This is a genomic window from Streptomonospora arabica, assembly GCF_039531585.1.
Lineage (GTDB): Bacteria > Actinomycetota > Actinomycetes > Streptosporangiales > Streptosporangiaceae > Streptomonospora > Streptomonospora halophila.
Genome location: NZ_BAAAQI010000001.1, coordinates 699528 through 720705, shown reverse-complemented (window position 1 = coordinate 720705; position 21178 = coordinate 699528). Strand labels below are relative to the sequence as shown.

The 21178-nt window shown below is 73.8% G+C and carries 17 protein-coding genes; 7 read left to right on the top strand and 10 right to left on the bottom strand.

Annotation, left to right across the window (positions count from 1 at the left end; translation table 11 throughout):
- Nucleotides 1-25: 25 nt before the first annotated feature.
- On the bottom strand, nt 26-301 hold the full coding sequence (locus ABD284_RS03090) for a PTS sugar transporter subunit IIB (protein ID WP_344140725.1): 276 nt from the start codon (nt 299-301) through the stop codon (nt 26-28).
- Nucleotides 298-771: a PTS sugar transporter subunit IIA gene (locus tag ABD284_RS03085; RefSeq protein ID WP_344140723.1), complete on the bottom strand. Its 474-nt coding sequence runs from the start codon at nt 769-771 to the stop codon at nt 298-300. The genes ABD284_RS03090 and ABD284_RS03085 overlap by 4 nt, the downstream gene beginning before the upstream one ends.
- A 186-nt stretch (nt 772-957) precedes the next feature.
- Here ABD284_RS03085 and ABD284_RS03080 point away from each other — a divergent pair, with 186 nt between their 5' ends.
- On the top strand, nt 958-1650 hold the full coding sequence (locus tag ABD284_RS03080) for an HAD family hydrolase (protein ID WP_344140721.1): 693 nt from the start codon (nt 958-960) through the stop codon (nt 1648-1650).
- An 81-nt stretch (nt 1651-1731) separates the two neighbouring features.
- On the opposite strand, the gene ABD284_RS03075 is transcribed toward ABD284_RS03080, so the two are convergent.
- From ABD284_RS03075 to ABD284_RS03065, 3 genes are all read right to left on the bottom strand, one after another.
- Nucleotides 1732-2904, bottom strand: a complete 1173-nt coding sequence (locus ABD284_RS03075; protein WP_344140719.1) for an acyltransferase family protein — start codon at nt 2902-2904, stop codon at nt 1732-1734.
- 243 nt (nt 2905-3147) lie between these two features.
- Nucleotides 3148-3780, bottom strand: coding sequence for a TetR/AcrR family transcriptional regulator (locus ABD284_RS03070; RefSeq protein ID WP_344140716.1), 633 nt, complete (start codon nt 3778-3780; stop codon nt 3148-3150).
- A gap of 195 nt (nt 3781-3975) precedes the next feature.
- The gene (locus tag ABD284_RS03065) at nt 3976-4662 is read right to left on the bottom strand and encodes a hypothetical protein (RefSeq protein ID WP_344140714.1); all 687 of its coding nucleotides are present in this window, start codon (nt 4660-4662) and stop codon (nt 3976-3978) included.
- A 253-nt stretch (nt 4663-4915) separates the two neighbouring features.
- Here ABD284_RS03065 and deoC point away from each other — a divergent pair, with 253 nt between their 5' ends.
- The 6 genes from deoC to ABD284_RS03035 all read left to right on the top strand — a co-directional run bounded on the left by deoC (nt 4916) and on the right by ABD284_RS03035 (nt 14398).
- Nucleotides 4916-5866 carry a deoxyribose-phosphate aldolase gene (deoC, locus tag ABD284_RS03060; RefSeq protein WP_344140712.1) on the top strand — a complete coding sequence of 317 codons (951 nt, stop codon included), beginning with the start codon at nt 4916-4918 and terminating at the stop codon, nt 5864-5866.
- A gap of 11 nt (nt 5867-5877) precedes the next feature.
- Nucleotides 5878-7335: an aldehyde dehydrogenase family protein gene (locus ABD284_RS03055; RefSeq protein WP_344140710.1), complete on the top strand. Its 1458-nt coding sequence runs from the start codon at nt 5878-5880 to the stop codon at nt 7333-7335.
- Between the two features lie 364 nt (nt 7336-7699).
- A complete protein-coding gene (locus tag ABD284_RS03050) occupies nt 7700-8545 on the top strand; it encodes an aldehyde dehydrogenase family protein (RefSeq protein WP_344140780.1) in 846 nt (281 codons plus the stop codon).
- Nucleotides 8546-11055: 2510 nt separating this feature from the next.
- Nucleotides 11056-11610: a GNAT family N-acetyltransferase gene (locus ABD284_RS03045; protein WP_344140708.1), complete on the top strand. Its 555-nt coding sequence runs from the start codon at nt 11056-11058 to the stop codon at nt 11608-11610.
- Nucleotides 11611-11755: 145 nt separating this feature from the next.
- Complete coding sequence (locus ABD284_RS03040) at nt 11756-12571, top strand: purine-nucleoside phosphorylase (protein WP_344140705.1); 816 nt, start codon at nt 11756-11758, stop codon at nt 12569-12571.
- 159 nt (nt 12572-12730) lie between these two features.
- Complete coding sequence (locus tag ABD284_RS03035; RefSeq protein WP_344140703.1) at nt 12731-14398, top strand: phospho-sugar mutase; 1668 nt, start codon at nt 12731-12733, stop codon at nt 14396-14398.
- A 193-nt stretch (nt 14399-14591) separates the two neighbouring features.
- Here ABD284_RS03035 and ABD284_RS03030 read toward each other — a convergent pair whose 3' ends face one another.
- The 5 genes from ABD284_RS03030 to ABD284_RS03010 all read right to left on the bottom strand — a co-directional run bounded on the left by ABD284_RS03030 (nt 14592) and on the right by ABD284_RS03010 (nt 21008).
- Nucleotides 14592-15863 (bottom strand): thymidine phosphorylase, encoded by a 1272-nt coding sequence (locus ABD284_RS03030; RefSeq protein WP_344140701.1) that lies wholly within the window; start codon nt 15861-15863, stop codon nt 14592-14594.
- 246 nt (nt 15864-16109) lie between these two features.
- A complete protein-coding gene (locus tag ABD284_RS03025; RefSeq protein ID WP_344140698.1) occupies nt 16110-16535 on the bottom strand; it encodes a cytidine deaminase in 426 nt (141 codons plus the stop codon).
- Nucleotides 16532-18007 (bottom strand): ABC transporter permease, encoded by a 1476-nt coding sequence (locus ABD284_RS03020; protein ID WP_344140695.1) that lies wholly within the window; start codon nt 18005-18007, stop codon nt 16532-16534. The genes ABD284_RS03025 and ABD284_RS03020 overlap by 4 nt, the downstream gene beginning before the upstream one ends.
- Complete coding sequence (locus ABD284_RS03015) at nt 18004-19440, bottom strand: ABC transporter permease (RefSeq protein ID WP_344140693.1); 1437 nt, start codon at nt 19438-19440, stop codon at nt 18004-18006. The genes ABD284_RS03020 and ABD284_RS03015 overlap by 4 nt, the downstream gene beginning before the upstream one ends.
- On the bottom strand, nt 19437-21008 hold the full coding sequence (locus ABD284_RS03010) for an ABC transporter ATP-binding protein (protein ID WP_344140691.1): 1572 nt from the start codon (nt 21006-21008) through the stop codon (nt 19437-19439). Before ABD284_RS03010 ends, ABD284_RS03015 begins: the two co-directional genes overlap by 4 nt.
- Nucleotides 21009-21178 lie beyond the last annotated feature (170 nt).

Genomic DNA, 21178 nt, shown 5'->3' with positions numbered 1-21178 from the left:
GGGGCGAGGGCGCGGCCCGGTGCGGCTAGAGCCCGAGCGCGGTGCCGAGCTTGTTGCGGACCTCGTCGCCGTCGACGAAGTTGTCCACGACGACCACGGGCACGCCCATGTCCCCCAGCTCGGCCGCGAGCTCACCGGAGGTCAGCACCACGTCGGCGGTACTGGCGGCGCCGCGAGCCGTGCCGATGTCGGCCACCTCGACGTCGGCGTCCAGCCCCAGGTCCTTCGCGGCCTTCTCCGCGTTGCTCTTGAGCAGGATGCTCGTGCCGATTCCCATGCCGCAGACAGCCAGGATCTTCATGTCTCTTCGCTCGATTCGTACTCGCTGATGGTGCCGTGGATCAGCTCGGCGTCGGTCGCGCCGCTCAGCCGCTCCAGCCGGTCGGGGTCGGCCAGCAGCCGCGCCAGCCGCGACAGCGCCGAGGAGTGGCCGTCGTGGTCGACCGCGGCGAGCCCGATCACCAGACGGACCGGGTCGTTCGTGCTGTGCCCGAACTCCACCGGCGTCTTCAGCCCGACCCAGGAGAGCCCGGTGCGCAGCACGGCGGGGGAGGGCCGGGAGTGGGCCAGGGCGAGTCCGGGGGCGATCACGATGTAGGGCCCGTACTGGTCCACCGCCGTCTGCATCTCGTCGATGTAGGCGGCGGTGGTTGCGCCTGTGGTGACCAGGAGCTCGCCGGCCGCCCGGATCGCGGCCCGCCAGTCCTCGGCCTCGGTGCCGGTGGCGATCGCCTCGACCGGCAGCAGGTGCGAGAGGGACGGTTCCTGCATGGTGCCTCCCCGTGGTGGACCCGGCTGCCCGTGTGCGCTGTCGGGATATGCCCCGGCAAAGGGCCGCGCATTCACGCGCGGGGATGATCAGCCGAAATCGGGGTACGCGGATTCCCCGCTGCGGGTCGGCGCGGGTGCCGGTAGCCTCCCCTGTGGCGAAGACGTCCACGCGGGGAGGGAGGCCGCATGCCGCGTCCGATGAACCTGATCTTCGACGCCGACGACACGCTCTGGGAGTGCAACGTCCTCTTCGAGCGGGCGATCGAGGAGTTCATCGACTACGTCGGCCGCCCGGAACTGCCGCGCGCCGAGGTGCGCGCGGCGCTGACCGAGATCGAGCGCGAGAACAGCGCCGCCTACGGCTACGGCGCCCGCGTCTTCGAGCGCAGCCTGGGCGACTGCCTGGCCCGGCTGCGGCCCCGCGCCGGTGTGGGCGACGCCGACCGCGCCTACCTGCACCGGCTGTGCAGGCGCGTCGTCGAAGGCGAGACCGTCCTGCTGGAAGGCGTGCTGGAGACCCTGCACGCGCTGCGGGAGCGGCACACCCTTTACCTGCTGACCAAGGGCCACCCCGAGGAGCAGCAGCGCAAGATCGACGTCTCGGGTGTGGCCGCGCTGTTCGCCGGCCTGGGGATCGTGCCGGAGAAGGACCCCGACGCCTACCGCGAGTTCGGGCGCACCCACAGCCTCGACCCCGAGCACACCTGGATGATCGGCAACTCGGTGCGCTCGGACGTGCTGCCCGCCCTGGAGGCGGGCATGGGCGCGGTCCTGGTGCCCCACCCGGCCACCTGGGTCCTGGAGCACGCCGAACCGCCTGAGGAGCACGAGCGCTTCCGCGAGGTCGCCCCCATCGAGCGGCTGGTGGAGTTCTTCTGAGGGGGCGGGCGCGCCGGTCGCCGCGTCGACCGGCGCGCCCGCCCCGTTCCCGTCCGCCGCGGCGTATCCGGACGAGAGCGGCTAGAACACGCGATCGGCGCGCGGGAGCGAGCGCAGCAGGTAGGCCGCGCCCCAGCACAGCGGTAGTCCGAGCGCGGCCACGACGGCGAACTCGGCGACCGATGGCGCTTCCCACCAGGACAGGGCGTAGTTCAGACCGATCAGCACGACAGGGTGCAGGAAGTAGACCGCATAGGCCTGGTCGGAGAGGAACGTCCCGACGGCCGAGCGCCGGTTGAACAGCCGCTGGAACAGGGCCAGCAGCGCCAGCACGGCGCCCACGGCGAGGATGTTCTCCGCGGCGGCCACCGCCAGCGACTGCCAGCTGCCGGGCAGGAGTGCCTCCTCGTACACCGTGCTCACCAGGAGCAGGTAGACCGGCGCCATGAGCAGGGCGGCGCCCGCTCCGCCCCGGCCCGCCCAGCGCGGGACGGCGTTGAGCCAGCCCTTGCGGAAGGCCAGCACACCCGCGGCGAACAGCAGGACGTACTGCGGCATGAAGCCGGGGGTGGGCAGCCCGACGACCGGCCAGGCGGCGTCGCCGGGCACCACGATGCGCCACAGGTAGGTGGCCGCCACCAGGACGGCCACGAAGCCGGCGACGGCCGCCGGACCGGGCATGGGAGCCGGCCCGGCCGGGCGGATCGCCTCCGCGGTCGGGGCCGCGGTCCGGCGCGTCGGCCGGATCCGCCTGACCAGCGCGTATACCAAGGCGAAGACCAGCAGTGTCTCGACGAACCACATGGGGCCGGGCTCCCACGTCGCCAGGTAGAAGCGCCAGTAGGGCGCCGGGTCGGTCTCGCTCAGGTAGATCCCGAGGTAGACCACGGGGCGCAGGAGCACCAGGTAGATCAGCAGCGGCAGGCCCAGCCGCACCAGCCTGCCGTGCAGGAAGCCGCGGGCGCCCTTGCGGTCGTGGGAGCCGGGCGTGAAGAACCCGGAGATCAGGAAGAAGAACCCCATGAAGAAGGTCTGGTTGAGCGCGAGGAAGGCGTCGAGCAGCACGCTGCTGGAGTCGTCGCCGGGGTCGATGTAGTACCAGGCCGGGATGTTGCTGTAGGCCAGGGCGGCGTGGTGCAGCACCACCAGCACCGTCAGCGCGGCGCGCAGGTGGTCGAGGTAGTGCAGCCGCGGTCGGGTAGGGGAGGCGGCGCCGCCGTGCGGCGGGGCGACGAGGGGCCGGTCCGATGCCATGGGTGTTTGATCCGGAGGCAGTCCGTGCTGCGGCGGAGGTTCGTTCGCTGGTTGAAATTCTGTTCGGTCGGACTGTTTTTTGTCCACTCGGCCAGTTTTCTGGTTAGACGGACAGAAAGGAAATGGGGGTTGTCCCCGAGCGCCCCCTGAGTCGACCCCGAGTCGGGTCAGGGGCGGCGTGCCGCGGCGGCGCAGCGCCGGCGCGCCCGCGGACGGGTGCAGCCCGCTGCGGACCGGCGGGCCTCAGGCGGGGGAGTCGGGCCGCACGGAGCGGTCGATGAGATCGGCGAGTTCGGCGGCGTGGGCGTGCAGGTCGTGGTCCGGATGGGCCACCCAGTACGCGAACATGCCGTCGATCGAGGCCTGGAGGGACACCGCCACGACGCGCACGTCGAAGTCGCGGAGCACGCCCCGGTCCTGCCCCGCGCGCAGGCGCTCCTCGATCGCCCGGTAGACCGGCTCGCTCACCTTCATGCGGTAGCCCGGGGAGCCCGCGGGGGCCGGCATGCCGTCGAAGATGCCGGACAGGGCCATCAGCTGCTCGCGGTTTCCGCGCATGTAGTCGGCCACGGCCAGGATGTGGGTCCGCACGGCGGCGCGCTCGTCGGGCGCCTCGGCCACGCGCGGCAGCACGAAGTCCGCGATCGTCGAGTAAACCTGCTCGACGACCTGCTCCATCAGCTCGTCCTTGCCGGAGAAGTGGTAGGAGATGACACCCTTGCTGATACCGGCGTGCTGTGCGATGCGGGCCAGCGAGGCGTTGGCGTAGCCCTCCTCGGCGACGGTGTCGATGGCCGCGGAGACGATCTGCGCGCGCCGGGCCTCCTCGATGAAGGTGCGCTTGCGCCGGCCGCTCGGGCGAGTACCTGACCCCATGGACAGCGAAAGTATCAGCGGGCCGCACGGGCGCCCGCGCTACCCCGCGCCACGCGTCGCACGGGCGTGCGGTCGCACGGTCGCGGGGGTCGGGCGGGTTCGGGGCGAGGGCGGTCGGGGCCGGTGGGGGTGTCGGCGGCCCGGCGCGCCGGTGTGCGCCCCACGCAGTGCGGAGGCGGACCGCCGCCGCGCGCGTCAGTGCCTGCGGCGGGTGATGTGGGCGGCGGTGCGGTCGCGGTGCTCCAGGGAGTCGCTGGTCGTGCGCGACTGGGCGCGCATCAGGCGGCGGGCGTCGTCGGCGGCCGCGCGCGCCGTCTCGGGCGAGGCCGCGCGCCGGGGCGCGCCGGGGCCTTCGGCGGGCGCCCCCAGGTCGTCGGGCAGCCCGATCCGGCCGACGATGCGCATCTGGGCGCCCTCCTGGGAGACCGACGGGCGGATGTCACCCGTCTCCGACTTCCAGTTGCGCAGCCGGTGCTGCAGCCACTCGACGCCCTCGTAGCCCTCGCCCTGCGGCCACTGCGCGCCGTCGTAGCGGTGGCCCAGGGCGTGCAGGAGGTCGCCCAGCGTCCAGCCGGCCGCGAAGAACCGGGCCGCCTCCTCGCGCAGCTCGGCGAAGTCGACGCCGCGCAGCGAGGGGTCGCTGCGCCGCAGCGTCTCGCACGCCCGATGCACGTCGCTGCGGGTGTGCACGGAGGCCGCGAGCGGATCGGGGGCCCGCCTCTCCAGCAGCGCCGGGTCGACGGTCACCACCACGTCGCCGCCGCCGCGGTTCTGCCAGATGCTCACCTGGTCGCGGGCCCAGCCCTGCGACTCCACGAGATCGGCTGCGAGCCGCCGCAGGTCCAGGTCGCCGGTGTCGGAGCTGATGCGGAACTCGGCCACTCCCGCCGCCTCCCTCCGTGCCGCCGCGCCGCGCGGCCGCTCGCCTGACGATGAACCCTGCGGGGACTCCTCCACCGCAGGACGGGTGCCGCACTCCATCATGCCCCACCGCCGAAGGCGGCGTCCCGGCGCCGCCGTCCACAAGCGGGCTTGCCCGTCGCCCCCGCGCGATGGTGACGTGGCACTATGGGGGCGTTGCCCGCCGGTGCCACAAGCAGCCGACCGGGCGTCCCCGACCCGCGACCCGCGTGAGGTGCCCGTGCCCGAGACCGTCCTTCCACCCGACCAGGCGGCGTCGAACACGTCGCTGCGGGCGCTGCTGCACGGGCTGCCCGGAGTCGACGAGGTCGGCGCCCGTGCGCGCGCCGCCGACCTCTCCACGCGCTCCATCAAGACCGCCGCCAAGGCGCGGGCGATCGACCTCGCCATCGGCATGATCGACTTGACCACGCTGGAGGGCGCCGACACCGCCGGCAAGGTCCGCGCGCTCTCGGCCAAGGCGATGCGCCCCGACCCCGCCGACCCCACCGTGCCGCCGGCGGCCGCGGTGTGCGTCTACTCCGACCTCGTCGCCACGGCCGCCGAGGCGCTGGCCGGCTCCGGGGTCAAGGTCGCGTCGGTGGCCACCGCCTTCCCGTCGGGGCGCGCGCCGCTGGAGGCCAAGCTCGCCGACACCCGCCGCGCCGTCGCCGACGGCGCCGCCGAGATCGACATGGTGATCGACCGCGGCGCGTTCCTCGCCGGCGACTACCGCGCCGTCCACGACGAGATCACCGCGATCAAGGAGGCCTGCGGGGGCGCCCACCTGAAGGTGATCCTCGAGACCGGCGAGCTCGCCACCTACGACAACGTCCGCCGCGCGTCCTGGCTGGCCATCCACGCCGGCGCCGACTTCATCAAGACCTCCACCGGCAAGGTCGCGCCCTCCGCCACGCTGCCCGTCACCCTGATCATGCTGGAGGCGGTACGCGACCACTTCGCCGCCACCGGGCGCCGCGTCGGCGTCAAGCCCGCCGGCGGCATCCGCACGACCAAGGACGCGCTGAAGTACCTGGTCCTGGTGAACGAGGTCGCCGGCGACGGCTGGCTCGACGCCGACCACTTCCGGCTCGGCGCCTCCAGTCTGCTCAACGACCTGCTGATGCAGCGCACCCGGCTGTCCACGGGCACCTATTCCGGCCCCGACTACTACACCCTGGACTGAGAGGCCGAGCAGTGGAAGACAAGGCCGACCGGATCTTCGAGTACGCGCCGGCGCCCGAATCCCGGGCCGCGGTGCGGCTGCGCTCGGGCTACGAGCTGTTCGTCGACGGCGCGTTCGCGCCCGCCGAGTCCGGGCAGAGCATGGCCACGCTCAACCCCGCCGACGAGGAGCACCTGGCGGACGTCGCCGTCGCCGGCGAGGCCGACGTCGACCGCGCCGTCGCCGCCGCCCGCCGCGCCTTCGAGGGCGCCTGGGGCGCCATGCCCGCCGCCGAGCGCGGCAAGTACCTGTTCCGCATCGCGCGGATCCTCCAGGAGCGGTCCCGCGAGCTGGCCGTCCTGGAGACCCTCGACAACGGCAAGCCGATCAAGGAGACCCGCGACGTCGACCTCCCGCTGGTCGCCGCGCACTTCTTCTACCACGCCGGGTGGGCCGACAAGCTCGGCTACGCGGGCATGGGGCCCGCGCCGCGCCCGGTCGGCGTGGCCGCCCAGGTCATCCCGTGGAACTTCCCGCTGCTGATGCTCGCCTGGAAGATCGCGCCCGCGCTGGCCACGGGCAACACCGTCGTGCTCAAGCCCGCCGAGACCACGCCGCTGACCGCGCTCGCCTTCGCCGAGATCTGCCAGGAGGCCGAGCTTCCGCCCGGCGTCGTCAACATCGTCACGGGCGCCGGCGGGACCGGCAGGGCCCTGGTGAACCACCCCGGCGCCGACAAGGTGGCCTTCACCGGCTCCACCGCGGTCGGCCGCGAGATCGCGGGCGCCGTCGCCGGCACCGGCAAGCGCCTCACCCTGGAGCTCGGCGGCAAGGGCGCCAACATCGTCTACGACGACGCGGCCCTGGACCAGGCGGTCGAGGGCATCGTCTCCGGCATCTTCTTCAACCAGGGGCACGTGTGCTGCGCCGGCTCGCGGCTGCTGGTGCAGGAGTCGGCGGCCGAGGAGCTGCTGTCGCGCCTGCGCGCCCGCATCGAGCGGCTGCGGCTGGGCGACCCCCTGGACAAGAACACCGACATCGGCGCGATCAACTCCGCCGAGCAGCTCGAACGCATCCGCGAGCTCGCCCGCGCCGGCGCCGAGGAAGGCGCCGAGAGCTGGTCGCCCCGGTGCCCGCTGCCCGAGAAGGGCTACTGGTTCGCGCCCACCGTGTTCACCGGCGTCACCCAGGCCCACCGCATCGCCCGCGAGGAGATCTTCGGGCCGGTGCTGTCGGTGCTGACCTTCCGCACCCCCGAGGAGGCCGTGGCCAAGGCCAACAACACCCCCTACGGACTCTCGGCGGGGGTGTGGACCGAGAAGGGCTCGCGCATGCTGTGGACCGCCGAGCGGCTGCGCGCGGGCGTCATCTGGTCCAACACGTTCAACAAGTTCGACCCGGCCAGCCCTTTCGGCGGATACAAGGAATCCGGCTACGGCCGCGAGGGCGGCCGCCACGGACTGGAGGCATACCTTGTCCACGCCGCCTGAGCACCCCGAGCCCCCGCGCGCCGCGCCCGGTGCGGACGGCCGCGCAGTGGACGCCGCTGAGGGGCCGCGCGTCAGCGCGCCCTCCGCGGCGGCGCCGCGGTCCGGGCGACCCGAGGTGCACGCCGAGCGCGCCGAACTCGCCGAGCCTGCTGAGCCTGCCGACCTCGCGGAGCGGGGCGAGCCTGTGGAGCGGGGCGAGTCCGTGGAGCGGGGCGAGTCCGTGAAGGCGTTCGGTTCCGGTGACTCCGAGCGCACGGGTGAGCCCGAGCACATAGGTGGGCCGGACGGCCCGGCTCGGGCCGGTGCCGGCACCGGTGCGGGTGGCGCTGTTCCGCCCGACGCCCCGGCCGCGGGGCGGGTCGCGGTGCGCAAGACCTACAAGCTCTACGTGGGCGGGGCCTTCCCCCGTTCCGAGTCAGGCAGGTGCTATCCCGTGACCGCATCAGGCGGCGCCCACCTCGCCAACGCCGCCCTCGCGTCCCGCAAGGACGCCCGCGACGCCGTGGTCGCCGCGCGCTCCGCGTTCCCCGGCTGGTCCGGGCGCACCGCCTACAACCGCGGCCAGATCCTCTACCGGGTCGCCGAGATGATGGAGGGCCGCCGCGCCCAGTTCGCCGCGGAGATCGACGAGGCCGACGGCATCGGGCCCGCCCGGGCCGACGAACTCGTCTCGGCCGCCGTCGACCGGTGGGTGTACTACGCCGGCTGGTCCGACAAGGTCTCCCAGGTCCTCGGCGCCGCCAATCCCGTCTCCGGGCCCTACTTCAACCTCTCCCAGCCCGAACCCGCCGGAGTGGTGGCGGTCCTCGCACCGCCCGCGGGGCCGCTGCTGGGCCTGGTATCGGTGGTGGCGCCGGTAATCGCCACCGGCAACACCGCCGTGGTCGTCGCCAGCGAGCGCGCTCCGCTGCCCGCTGTCACCCTCGCCGAGGCGCTGGCCACCTCCGACCTGCCCGGCGGAGTCGTCAACATCCTCACCGGAAGGACCGGCGATCTGGCGCCGCACCTGGCCTCCCACGCCGACGTGAACGGCCTCGACCTCACCGGAGCCGCCCCCGAGTCCGCCGCCGACCTCGAACGCAGCGCCGCCCAGACGCTCAAGCGCGTCATCCGCCCCGGCGGCCGCGAGGACTGGCTCGCCGACCCGGGGATATCGCGGATGACTCCGTTCCTTGAGACCAAGACCGTCTGGCACCCGGTCGGGATGTAGACACGCCCGCCCGGATCGGTCCGGCCGCCTGTCGGCTGCGCGTGCGGTGGGTGCCAGTGCCCGAGAACACCGGGCCGGGCGCCCACCGGTTCGGGTGCTCGCCGGTTGGGCATGCGACGTGGGCGGCGTAGGCGGTGGGTGGTTGGGCCCGTGTTCATCGGTAGGGGTGCTTGCCGGTGGGGCATGCGACGAGGCAGCGAGGACGGCGGACGGTCGGCCCGCGTTCATCGGTCCGGTGCTCGCCGGTGGGGCATGCGACGAGGCAGCGAGGACAGCGGGCGGCTGAGCCCGCGCCCATCGGTAGGGGTGCTTGCCGGTTGCGCGTCCGACGTGGGCGGCGAGGGCGGTGGGTGGTTGGGCGCGCGTTCGTCGGTAGGGGCGTTCGCCGGTTGAGCCCGCGACGTGGGCGGCAAGGACGGTGGGTGGTTGAGCCCGCGTTCATCGGTCGGGGTGCTCGCCGGTGGGGCATGCGACGTGGGCGGCGAGGACGGTGGGTGGTCGGGCCCGCGTTCATCGGTCGGGGTGCTCGCCGGTGGGGCATGCGACGTGGGCGGCGAGGGCGGTGGGTGGTTGGGCCCGCGTTCGTCGGTAGGGGTGCTTGCCGGTCGGCATGCGACGAGGCAGCAACGGCCACTGGCGGCTGAGCATGCGCTCATCGGTTCAGGTACTCGCCGGTGGCGCGCCCGACGTGGGCAGCGAAGGCGGCGCGTGGTTGGGCCCGCGCCCATCGGCGCGGGTAGCCCTCCGGTTGCGCGCCCGACGTGGGCGGCGAGGGCGGCGGGTGGTTGGGCCCGTGTTCATCGGTAGGGGTTCCCGCCGGTTGCGCACCCGACATCGGCAGCGAAGGCAGCGAGTGGCCGGGCCCGCGTTCGTCGGTTCGGGTGGTGTGAGGCGGGGGCGGGGCGTATCGCCGCTGGGGCACGAGTCCGGCGCGATCCGCAGGACGGCATCACTGTACTGGCGTTCTTCCGCTATACGAAAGGATGTGGTGCGAATCGTCTGGTTTGTCGGAATCAAATGCTCTGGGTTGGCTTTGCGCGGTGACGAGACCGCGCGAACCAGCGTTTTGGGACTGCTGAGGGGTGTATTTGGCGGGTCTCGTCGCCCCGCGGTCCGGTGCGAAGGGTTTCTGTGGGGTGCAATTCGGACATAGACGCATGAATCCCCCCACCGGAGAAGGGGGTGCGGCAGGCTGAGGGGCTGTTGTGAGGTGGAAGGCTGGTTTGTCGCCACTCGTGGGGATCTTGGGTCCCAAATGCCCTTTGTGTCCCCACCACGCGCGCCCGACGGGGCAGAGAAAGCGGTGGGTGGATGGGCTCGCGATCATCGGCGAGGGTAGCTCGCCGGTGGCGGGCCCGGCGGGGGCAGTAAGAGCGGTGGTTGGTTGAACCTGTGACCATCGGTAGGGGTGCTTGCCGGTTGCGCGCCCGACGTGGGCGGCGAAGGCGGCGGGCGGTCGGGCCCGTGTTCATCGGTAGGGGTTCCCGCCGGTTGCGCGCCCGACGTGGGCGGCGAGGGCGGCGGGTGGTTGGGCCCGCGCCCATCGGCGCGGGTAGCCCTCCGGTTGCGCACCCGACGTCGGCAGCGAAGGCAGTGAGTGGCCGGGCCCGCGTTCGTCGGTTCGGGTGGTGTGAGGCGGGGGCGGGGCGTATCGCCGCTGGGGCACGAGTCCGGCGCGATCCGCAGGACGGCATCACTGTACTGGCGTTCTTCCGCTACGCGAAAGAATGTGGTGCGAATCGTCTGGTTCGTCGGAATCAAATGCTCTGGGTCGGCCCTGCGCGGTGACGAGACCGCGCGAACCGGCGTTTCGGGGCTGCTGAGGAGTGTATGTGGCGGATCTCGTCACCGAGCAGTGCCGGTGCGGAGGACGTCTCTAGAGTTAAATTCGGGCATAGGGGGATGAATTGCCCCATTGGAGGGGGAGTGCGGCAGGCTGAGGGGCTGGTGTGAGGTGGAAGGCTGGTTTGTCGCCACTCGTGGGGATCTTGGGTCCCGAATGCCCGTTTTGCCCCCCGCCGTGCGCGCCCGGGCGGGAGCGAAGGGCGGCCTCACTCCAGATGCCACCGCCACGACCGGCGCGCAACCGGCCTCGCTGCCTCGTCTCCTGCCTGACCGGCGACCATCCGGACCGATGATCGCGGGCCGGGCCATCCGCGGCCTTCGCTGCCCTCGTCGGGTGCGCAACTGGCCACTACGCGAACCGGTGGGCGCGGTCTTAACCGTCCGCCGTCCTTGCTGCCTCGTCGCGGGCCTGACCGGCGACTATCCGAGCCGGTGATCGCGGGCCTGGCCCTCCGCCGCCCTCGCCGCCCCCGCCGGGCGGGCAACCGGCCGGGCACGCCACAACCGATTGCCGCGCGCCCGCCCCCGCGTTCCCTCTCCGCCGAGGGGGCCTCTGGCATAGTGGAAGGCGCCGTCGCCGCCCGCCGCAGTCCGCGCCGGTCGTATCCGGAGAGCGCCGCACTCGGCCGCGCGACGTGTGCGGGGCCGCGCAGGAGGTGATCGAGGTGGTCGAGAGGACCGCGGATGCCGCGGGCCGTGCGGGGGCGCGGACCTCCGTCGCGCTGGTGCGGCTGGACCGCTCCGGCCCCGAGGTGGAGCGCCTGCGCGCGGCCGTGCTGCGCATCCGGGTGGCGCCCGGCCAGCGCGCCCTGGTCACCGAGGCGGTCGAGACCCTGCCGCGGGCCGACGCCGACCCCGACCGCACCCCGTTCGCCGTGCTGGCCGGTGGCGAGCCGGCCGGTTTCGGCATCATCGACCGCGGCGGCGCCCGCGCCGAGCTCACCGGCATCGCCGCCGACACGGCGCGCGCCGTCATGCTGCGCGCCTTCTACCTCGCACCGGAACGCCAGGGCCAGGGGATCGGCCGCCGCGCCTGCGCCGCCGTCGAGGCGCTCGTGCGCAGCGTGCATCCCGACGCGGCCGAGGTGTTCGTGGTCGTCAGCGAGTCCAACCGGGCGGCCGTGCGCGCCTACCGCGCAGGGGGGTTCGCGCCGACCGGAGACCGCCTGCTCGACGGGGTGTCGGCCCCGCGCGCCGTGTTGCGCATGGCCCTCGCGTGAGTCGGCCCCCGGCGCCGGTTCGGTGTAGGCGAGCCGAACGGTTCGCCGCCCCATGGCGGTTCGCCGTTGCCAGCGCGGGGCGCAGCGCGCCAAGATCACTGCGCGGGCCCGACCGCGAGAGCCACCACCCTGGAGGTAAGTCCCCGTGACGACCGATCCGTACGCAGCAGCAGAGAAGGCAGCCGAACAGCTGCGGTCCCTTACCGGCGTCGACTTCTACGACGTCGCCCTGGTCATGGGATCGGGGTGGGCGCCCGCCGCCGACGCGTTCGGTTCCGGCGGCGCCGAGGTGCCCACCAGTGAGCTGTCCGGCTTCGTGCCGCCCGCGGTCGAGGGCCACAGCGGCAGCGTCCGCAGCCTCCGCAGCGGCGACCGCGACCTGCTGGTGTTCCTCGGCCGTACCCACCTCTACGAGGGCCACGGAGCCCAGGCGGTCGCCCACGGTGTGCGCACGGCGGTCGCCGCCGGCGCGTCGACCGTCGTCCTCACCAACGCGGCCGGGTCGCTCAACCCCGCGTTCGGGGTCGGGTCGCCGGTCCTCATCGCCGACCACATCAACCTCACCGGGCGCTCGCCGCTGCAGGGCGCGACCTTCGTCGACCTCACCGAGACCTACTCGGCGAAGCTGCGCGGCCTCGCCAAGGAGATCGACCCCGCGCTCGCCGAAGGCGTCTACGCCGCCATGCCCGGCCCGCACTTCGAGACACCCGCCGAGATCCGCATGCTGCGGGCGATGGGCGCCGACCTGGTCGGCATGTCCACCGCGCTGGAGGCGATCGCTGCCCGCGAGGCCGGGGCCGACGTGCTCGGCCTGTCGCTGGTCACCAACGTCGCGGCCGGGCTGTCCGGCCAGCCGCTGGACCACGAGGAGGTGCTGGCCACCGGGCGCGACGCCGCGACCGACGTCGGCGCTCTGCTCGCCTCGCTGGTGGAGCGGCTGGAGCCCGCACAGGGGCAGTAGGGCCGGCGGGCTAGAGTCGGGAGGCGCCGCCCGTGCGGGGCCCGCACGGGTCCCGGACGCCATGCCGTGCCGCGGAGCCGCGGCCCGCGGCTCCGGCGGAGAGGCGGCGCCGCTTCTGTCCCGACCACCAAACGCACGACACGGAGGGAGGCGCCGGCCATGGGCGACTCCGACGGTCCCCACCGCTCGGCGGCACGGGCCTGGCTGGAGCAGGACCCCGACCCCGCGACCCGCGCGGAGCTGGCCGGGCTGCTCGAAGCCGGCGACGAGGACGGCCTGGCCGACAGGTTCGGCTCCCGCCTGGAGTTCGGCACGGCCGGCCTGCGCGGCAGGCTCGGCGCCGGCCCCAACCGGATGAACCGGGTGACGGTCATGCGCGCCGCCGCGGGCGTGGCGCAGTGGGCGGGCCCGGGAGCCACCGTGGTCGTCGGCTACGACGCCCGCCACCGCTCGGCGGACTTCGCCCGCGACTCCGCCGCCGTGCTGGCCGGCGCCGGCTGCACCGCCCTGCTGCTGCCCCGCGCGCTCCCCACGCCGGTGCTGGCCTTCAACGTCCGCGACCTGGGAGCCGACGCCGGGATCATGGTCACCGCCAGCCACAACCCGCCCGAGGACAACGGCTACAAGGTCTATACCGGCGGCGCGGGCGCCGATGCCGGGAGCCAGATCGTCCCTCCGGCCGACGCCGAGATCTCGGCGGCCATCGATGCGGCGGGTCCGGTCGACCGGCTGCCGCTGTCGGAGGACTGGCGGGTCCTCGGTGAGGAGGCGGTGGAGCGCTACGTGTCCGCGCTGTGCACGCTGCCGCTGGGCGACGACCGGGACGTGACCTCCACCTACACCCCCATGCACGGTGTGGGCGGCCAGACGCTGGCGACCGCGTTCTCCTGGGCGGGCTTCCCTGCGCCCCGGCCCGTGCCCGAGCAGCAGCAGCCCGACCCCGACTTCCCGACGGTGCGGTTCCCCAACCCCGAAGAGCCCGGAGCCATGGACCTCGCGCTGATCGGTGGAAGCGCGGCGGGCTCCGACATCGTCCTGGCCAACGACCCCGACGCCGACCGGCTGGCGGTGGCCGTGCCCGGTCACGGCCTGCTGACCGGGGACCAGGTCGGCGGGCTGCTGGCCGAGTACGTGCTGAGCCGCACCTCGGGCGAGGACCGGATGGTGGCGACCACCGTCGTCTCGGCCGGACTGCTGCCCAAGATCGCCGCGGCGCACGGGGTGCGCTGCGCCGAGACCCTGACCGGCTTCAAGTGGCTGGTGCGGGCCGCCGGGCCGGGGGAGCGGTGCGTCTTCGCCTACGAGGAGGCGCTGGGCTACTGCCTGGCCGGAGACCGCGGCCGCCCGGTGGCCGACAAGGACGGAATCGGCGCGGCGCTGGTCATGGCCGCTCTCGCGGCCGGCGCCAAGCGCGAGGGGCGCACCCTGCTCGACCTCCTCGACGACCAGGCGCGCCGGTACGGCCTGCACTCGACGGACCAGGTGTCGGTGCGGGTCACCGACCTCGCGCTGATCCCCGAGACCATGCGCGCCCTGCGCACCCGGCCGCCGCGCGCGTTCGGGCCGCTGGAGGTGGAGGCCGTGGAGGACTTCGCCCCGGGCCTGCACGGCCTGCCCGCCACCGACGCCCTGCGCTACCGCCTCGGCGGCCCCGCGCGCGGCCGCCTCACGCTGCGCCCGTCGGGCACCGAGCCCAAGCTGAAGGCCTACCTGGAGGTCGTCCTCCCGGTCGACGGCGACGCCGCGGCGGCCCGCGCCGAGGCGGCATCCCACCTCGCGGAGCTCTCCCACGCGGTCCGGGCCCTTTTCCCCGAGGAGCCGAAGTAGGAGCTCCCTCCGATCCGGCGGCCGGACGTCGGAAAAGGAAGAGGCCGTCGTGGCGGCCCCCGCCGCGGTTCGGGGGACCACTCCTCCCGGCCCGGCCGATCCGCCTGACGGCCGTCGGCGGATTCCCGGACGCGCCGTCGCGGCGGTGTCGGGGGCGGCAAGCGCGGCCCCCCTTTCGAGCGGCCTTGCCGCCTCACCCGATCCGGTCGAGGACCAGTGGCAGGTTCCGGGCCGGGCCGTCGACCGCGAAAGAGTCGGAGAGCGCCTCGGCCGCGCCGTCGAAGCGGGCGGGGTCGTCGGTGTGCAGGGTGAACAGCGGGCGGCCGGCCCGGATCTCCTCGCCCGGTTTGGCGTGCAGCTCCACCCCGGCGCCCGCCGATACCGGGTCCTCCTTGCGGGCCCGGCCCGCGCCCAGCCGCCGGGCCGCCACGCCCACCGCGTAGGCGTCCAAGCGGGTCAGGGTGCCGGTCGCGGGAGCGAGGATGTCGCGCCGCTCGGCGGCCGCCGGCAGCGGCGCGTCGGGGTCGCCGCCCTGGGCGGCGATCATCCGCCGCCAGGCGTCCATGGCCGAACCGTCGCGCAGCGCCTCGGCGGGATCGCGCGCGCCGTCCAGACCGGCGGCCCGCAGCATCTCCCGGGCCAGCTCCACCGTCAGCTCGACGACGTCGGACGGCCCGCCGCCGGAGAGCACCTCGACGGCCTCGGCCACCTCCAGCGCGTTGCCCACGCGGCGGCCCAGCGGGGTGTCCATCCCGGTGAGCAGTGCGCTGGTGCGCACACCGTGGTCGGTGCCGATCGCCACCATCGTCTCGGCCAGCTCCCGCGCCGACGCGGCGTCCTTCATGAACGCGCCCGAGCCGACCTTGACGTCGAGCACCAGCGAGGCCGTGCCTTCGGCGAGCTTCTTGGACATGATCGAGGCGGCGATGAGCGGGACCGACTCCACGGTGCCGGTGACGTCGCGCAGCGCGTAGAGCTTGCGGTCGGCCGGCGCCAGCCCGGGTCCGGCGGCGCACACGGCGCACCCGACCTCGGCGAGCTGGACGCGCATCGCCTCGGGCGAGAGGTCGGCCCGCCAGCCCGGAACGGACTCCAGCTTGTCCAGGGTGCCGCCGGTGTGGCCGAGCCCGCGGCCCGACAGCTGCGGCACCGCCGCGCCGCACGCGGCCACGGTCGGCGTCAGCGGCAGGGTGATCTTGTCGCCGACGCCCCCGGTGGAGTGCTTGTCGGTGGTGGGCCGGTCCAGGCCGCCGAAGTCCAGCCGCTCGCCGGAGTCCAGCATCGCCTGCGTCCACGCGCTGGTTTCGGCGCGGGTCATGCCGCGCCACACGACGGCCATGTTCAGCGCGGCCATCTGCTCCTCGGCCACCGCCCCGCGGGTGTAGGCGTCGACGACCCACCTGATCTGCTCGCCGGTGAGCTCGCCGCCGTCGCGCTTGGCGGTGATGACGTCGATGGCCTCCATCAGGGCCTCCCGTGGCCTGTAGTAGCTGGTCCGGTGCGTGGCTCCGCCACGCTTTTCCACAGCCCAAAGCCGCCGGTGGCGGCGCCGGGCCCGCCCGGGCGATGATGGAATCGGGGGGTCCCCCACAGTAACGGGGCCGCCCCGCCACCGCCCCGCAATCGGCGCTGCGGTCCCGGAGTCCCGGTATCAGCGCCTCGATATCTGCGCCCCGGAGTCAGCGCTCCGCCTCCGGTTGTCCGGCGCGCATCAGCGCCCCAGATCCTGGGGCCCGAACGCCTGGGGCAGCAGGTCGCCGAGCGGCAGGACGCCCTCCGGGGTGTCGACCAGGAGCGAGGCCCCGCCGTGCTCGTAGAGCAGTTGGCGGCACCGGCCGCAGGGCATCAGCGGGTCCCCGGCGCGGTCCACGCACGCGAACGCGCGCAGCCTGCCGCCGCCCGTGGCGTACAGCGCTGAGACCAGGCCGCACTCGGCGCACAGCCCCAGCCCGTAGGAGGCGTTCTCCACGTTGCAGCCCGCCACCGTGCGGCCGTCGTCGACCAGCGCGGCCGCGCCCACGGGGAACCCCGAGTAGGGCGCGTACGCGCGGTCGCGGGCCCGGGCGGCCTCGGCCCGCAGCCCGGACCAGTCGATGCCGGTGCCCTCGTGCGGCGGAGACGCGTCCACCGGGCTCACGCCCTTCCCTTGCGCCATTGGCGCCCCACGCTCGCCGGCGGGCGCAGCCGCTGCGAGGCCAGCGCCAGCACCAGCAGGGTCGCGATGTGCGGGCTGTAGGTCACCAGCTGCCCCGGCAGCGAGTCGGTCGCGAAGTACACCACCAGCACGACCACCCCCGCGGGAGCCGCGACCAGGGCCGGCACCGGAAGGCGCCCGCCCGCGTCCGGCCACGAGCGCACCGCCCGCACCGCTGCGACCGCACCCGCGGCCGCGCCCAGTGCGGCGACGGCCCACCACCACGCGGGCCCGCCGGTGGCAGCCGCGGTACCGCCGGCCGCGGCGAGCGCGGTGCCGACGGCGAACACGCCGCACAGCGCCGCCATGCCGGCGAAGGACGGCGTCGAGCGCATGCGCCGCAGCGCCGCGGCCAGTACCACCGCGGCCGCCACAAGCAGCGCCCCCGCGATCAGCAGCAGCAGCGCGTGCACCGCGCCCCCGCCGCCGCGCACCTGCAGCGCGTCGGTGAACCCGAACAGTCCGGCGCCCATCGCCAGCCCGCCGGGCCGCCAGTTGCCGAAGATCATCGCGGCCAGACCGATGTAGCCGCGCCCGCCGGTCTGGCCCTCCTGGTAGACCGAGGAGGCCACCATCGCCAGGAAGACCCCGCCCATCCCGGCGAACCCGCCGGAGAGCACCACCGCGGTGAACTTGTAGGCGTAGACCGGCACCCCCAGCGACTCCGCCGCGTCGGGGTTCTCCCCGCACGAGCGCAGCCGCAGCCCGAACGGCGTGTGCCACAGCACCGCGAACGTCAGCGGCACCAGCAGGATAGCCAGCAGCGTCACCACCGACATGCCGGTCGTCAGCCCGGTGACCAGCGAGGCGGTGTCGGAGACCAGGAAGATCCCCGAGTCGCGCGCCGGCGCCAGCAGGTCGGCCACAAACGGCAGACCCACCTGCGGGAACTCCGGAAGCTGCGGCGACTGGGCGGCGCCGCCGCCCGGCGCGCCGACGAAGAACAGCAGCGACAGGTAGCGCATCGCGCCCACCGCCAGGATGTTGATCGCCACGCCGGAGACGATGTGGTCGACGCCGAAGGTCACCGTCGCCACCGCGTGGATGAGGCCGCCCGCCATGCCGCCCAGCACGCCGGCGACGAGCCCGACCCAGGGGTTGTCGAAGCTCCAGGCGAAGTAGGCGCCGAACCAGGTGCCCAGTACCATCATGCCTTCGAGGCCGATGTTGATGATTCCGGCGCGTTCGGCCCACACGCCGCCGAGCCCGGCCAGCCCGATCGGCACGGCGAACGCCAGCGTCGCCTGGATGGTGCCCGCGCTGGTCAGCATCGGTTGGCCGGTGATGGCCCGCACCCCCGCCAGCGCGACGAACGCCGCGACGGCGATGCTGACGAACCGCCACCGGGCACGGGCACCCGACCGCGCGGGAGCCGGAGCGGCCGGTGCCTCGGAGACCGACAGGTCCTGGCTCATGACGCCGCCGCCCCCTCACGGTCGCCGCGGGCCAGTTCGCGGCCCACCTGCTGCTGCTGGTAGCGCAGACCCCAGCGGTGTACGACCTCGTACACCACGACCACGGTCAGCACGATGGTGGCCTGGGTGACCACGGCGATCTCCTTGGGAATGCCTTCGAAGTCCAGGATCTGGCTGGACTGGTCCAGAAACGCCCAGAACAGGGCGGCGAAACCGATGCCGACCGGGTGGTTGCGCCCCAGCAGCGCGATCGCGATGCCGGTGAACCCGAGGCCGGTGGGAAAGTCCAGCGCGTAGTAGTGGGACTGCCCGAGCAGCTGCGGCATGCCCACCAGGCCCGCGACCATCCCGGAGATGACCATCGACAGCAGCACCATCCGCTTGATGTCGATGCCGCTGGCCCGCGCCGCCGTGGGCGACTGGCCCGTGGCGCGCAGGTCGAAGCCGAACCTGGTGCGGTTGAGCATCGTCCAGTAGCCCACGCCCACCGCGATCGCCAGCACCACCAGGCCGAAGATCTCGCGGTCGGCGCCCATGAACCCGGCGGGGATGCCCGGCACCCACCCCGACTCGGCGATCTCGGGGGTGCCGATGTTGTTCGTGCTGATCTGGACCGCGAGCCGGTCGGTGTTGAGCAGGTAGGCGGTGATACCGGTGGCCACCGAGTTCAGCATGATCGTGGAGATCACCTCGGAGACCCCGCGCGCCACCTTCAGATAGCCCGCGATGCCCGCCCAGACGCCGCCGACGGCGACCGCGACGGAGATCACGACCACCTGGTGGACGACCGGCGGCAGCACCCATGCCCCGCCCACGGCCGCGGCCATCAGCGCCGCCAGCCGGTACTGGCCGTCCACGCCGATGTTGAACAGCTTCATCTTGAAGCCGATCGCCACCGCCACCGCCGAAAGGTAGAAGGTGGTGCCGGAGTTGACCATGATGACCAGGCTGTCGGGCTGGAGCCCGAACTCCAGCATCCGGCCGAAGGCGTGGAAGGGCGCGACGCCGCTGAGCCACAGCACCAGCGAGGTCACCGCCAGGGCGAGCACACCGGCCGCCACGACCGCGCCGAAGGAGAGCGCCAGGGTGGTGGCCAGCCGGCGGTAGAGCCAGAACGCCGCCGCCGCGCCGACCGCCGCGCCCAGGACGTAGGCCACCGGCTCGATCAGCCACCAGTCGACGATCCCGCCCACCAGCAGCGCGGCGACCACCGACAGCACCAGCGCGATGGGGGTCACCAGCAGCCGGTGGACGCGCGTGTCGGCGTCGTCGGTGGTGGGGGCGGTGGAGACCAGCACCACGCCGAACGCCGCCGCGGTGCCCAGCGCCGCCGCCGCGGGCGCGAGCAGCCCCATGTCGGCGCCCGCGGTGACGGCGGCGCCGACCACGGCGGCCGCCACGGCCGCCGCCGGTGTGGGGATGGGGATTCTCATTGGCCGCCCTCGCCTTCGCCGCCGCCGGCGGCGCCGTTCTGCAGGCCGGCGCCGGTCATGGCGGCGCCGAGCTCCTCGGGAGTCACCGTCATGGGGTCGGCCTGGGCGACCAGCCGGCCGCGCAGGATGACGTGCAGCGTGTCCGACATCCCGATCAGCTCGTCCAGGTCGGCCGAGACCAGCAGCACGGCGAGCCCTTCGCCGCGCGCCCGGCGCAGGTGCTCCCAGATCGCCGCCTGGGCGCCCACGTCCACGCCGCGGGTGGGGTGTGCGGCCACCAGCACCTTGGGGCGGCCGCTCATCTCCCGGCCCACGATGAGCTTCTGCTGGTTGCCGCCGCTGAGGGCCTCGGCGATCACGTCGATGCCGGGCGTGCGCACGTCGTAGTCGGACACGATGCGCTCGGTGTCGGCGCGCGCGCCGGCCTTGTCGATCCAGATGCCGCTGGCGTTGGGCGGCTCGCCCTGGTGGCCCAGGATGCGGTTCTCCCACAGCGGCGACTCCAGCAGCACGCCGTGGCGGTGGCGGTCCTCGGGGATGTAGCCGACCCCGGCCTCGCGGATCCGCAGCGTCCCCCAGCCGGTGATGTCGCCGCCGTCCAGCCGCACGGTGCCCTCGTCGACCTGGCGCATGCCCATGACGGCCTCGATCAGCTCCGACTGGCCGTTGCCCTCGACCCCGGCGATGCCCACGATCTCGCCCCGGTGGATGGTCAGCGAGACGTCGTCGACGACGTGCCGGCCGCCGGGCTCGGACACCCGCAGCCCGCCGACCTCCAGCATCGGCTGCTCGGTCACCGTGGACTCGCGCAGCTCGGGCACCGGCAGCTCGCCGCCGACCATCAGCGTGGCCAGCTCGCGCGCGCTGGTGCCCTCCGGGTCGACCGTGGCCACCGTGGTGCCGCGGCGGATGACGGTGATGGTGTCGGCGACCGAGAGCACCTCGTCGAGCTTGTGGGAGATGAAGATGACCGTGAGGCCCTCGCGCTTGAGCTCGCGCAGGTTGTCGAACAGCTCGTCGACCTCCTGGGGCACCAGCACCGCGGTGGGCTCGTCGAGGATGACGATGTCGGCGCCGCGGTAGAGCACCTTGAGGATCTCCACCCGCTGGCGCCGGCCCACCCCCAGCTCCTCCATCAGCCGGTCGGGCTCGATGCCCAGCCCGTACTGCTCCGACAGCGAGGCGATGCGCGCCCGCGCGGTTCGGCCGATGCCGTTGCGGCGCTCGGCGCCCAGCACGACGTTCTCCAGCACGGTGAGGTTGTCGGCGAGCATGAAGTGCTGGTGCACCATGCCGATCCCGTGCTTGATGGCGTCGGAGGGGGAGGTGAGTCGGACGGTCCGGCCCTTGACGGAGATGGTCCCCTCGTCCGGCCGGTGCATGCCGTAGAGGGTCTTCATCAGGGTGGACTTGCCGGCGCCGTTCTCGCCCACGATGGCGTGGACGGTGCCGGCCTCGACGGCGATGTCGATGTCGTGGTTGGCCACGACGCCCGGGAACCTCTTGGTTATCCCACGCAGCTCGACGGCGGGAGGCCCCTCCCCGCCGCCGGACGGCTCGCTGCTCATCCGACTCCTCTTGCGATGACTTGGGCCGCCAGAAGCGGGCGCCGGAACGGCGCCGGCCGCCGGCGGCGGAGCTGGGGGAGTACTGACTGACCGCGGCACCGGGGCCGGGGCGCGTTCCCCGGCCCCGGTGCCGGGGCGATCATGTCGCGGCCGGGCCCGCTGGCGCGGGT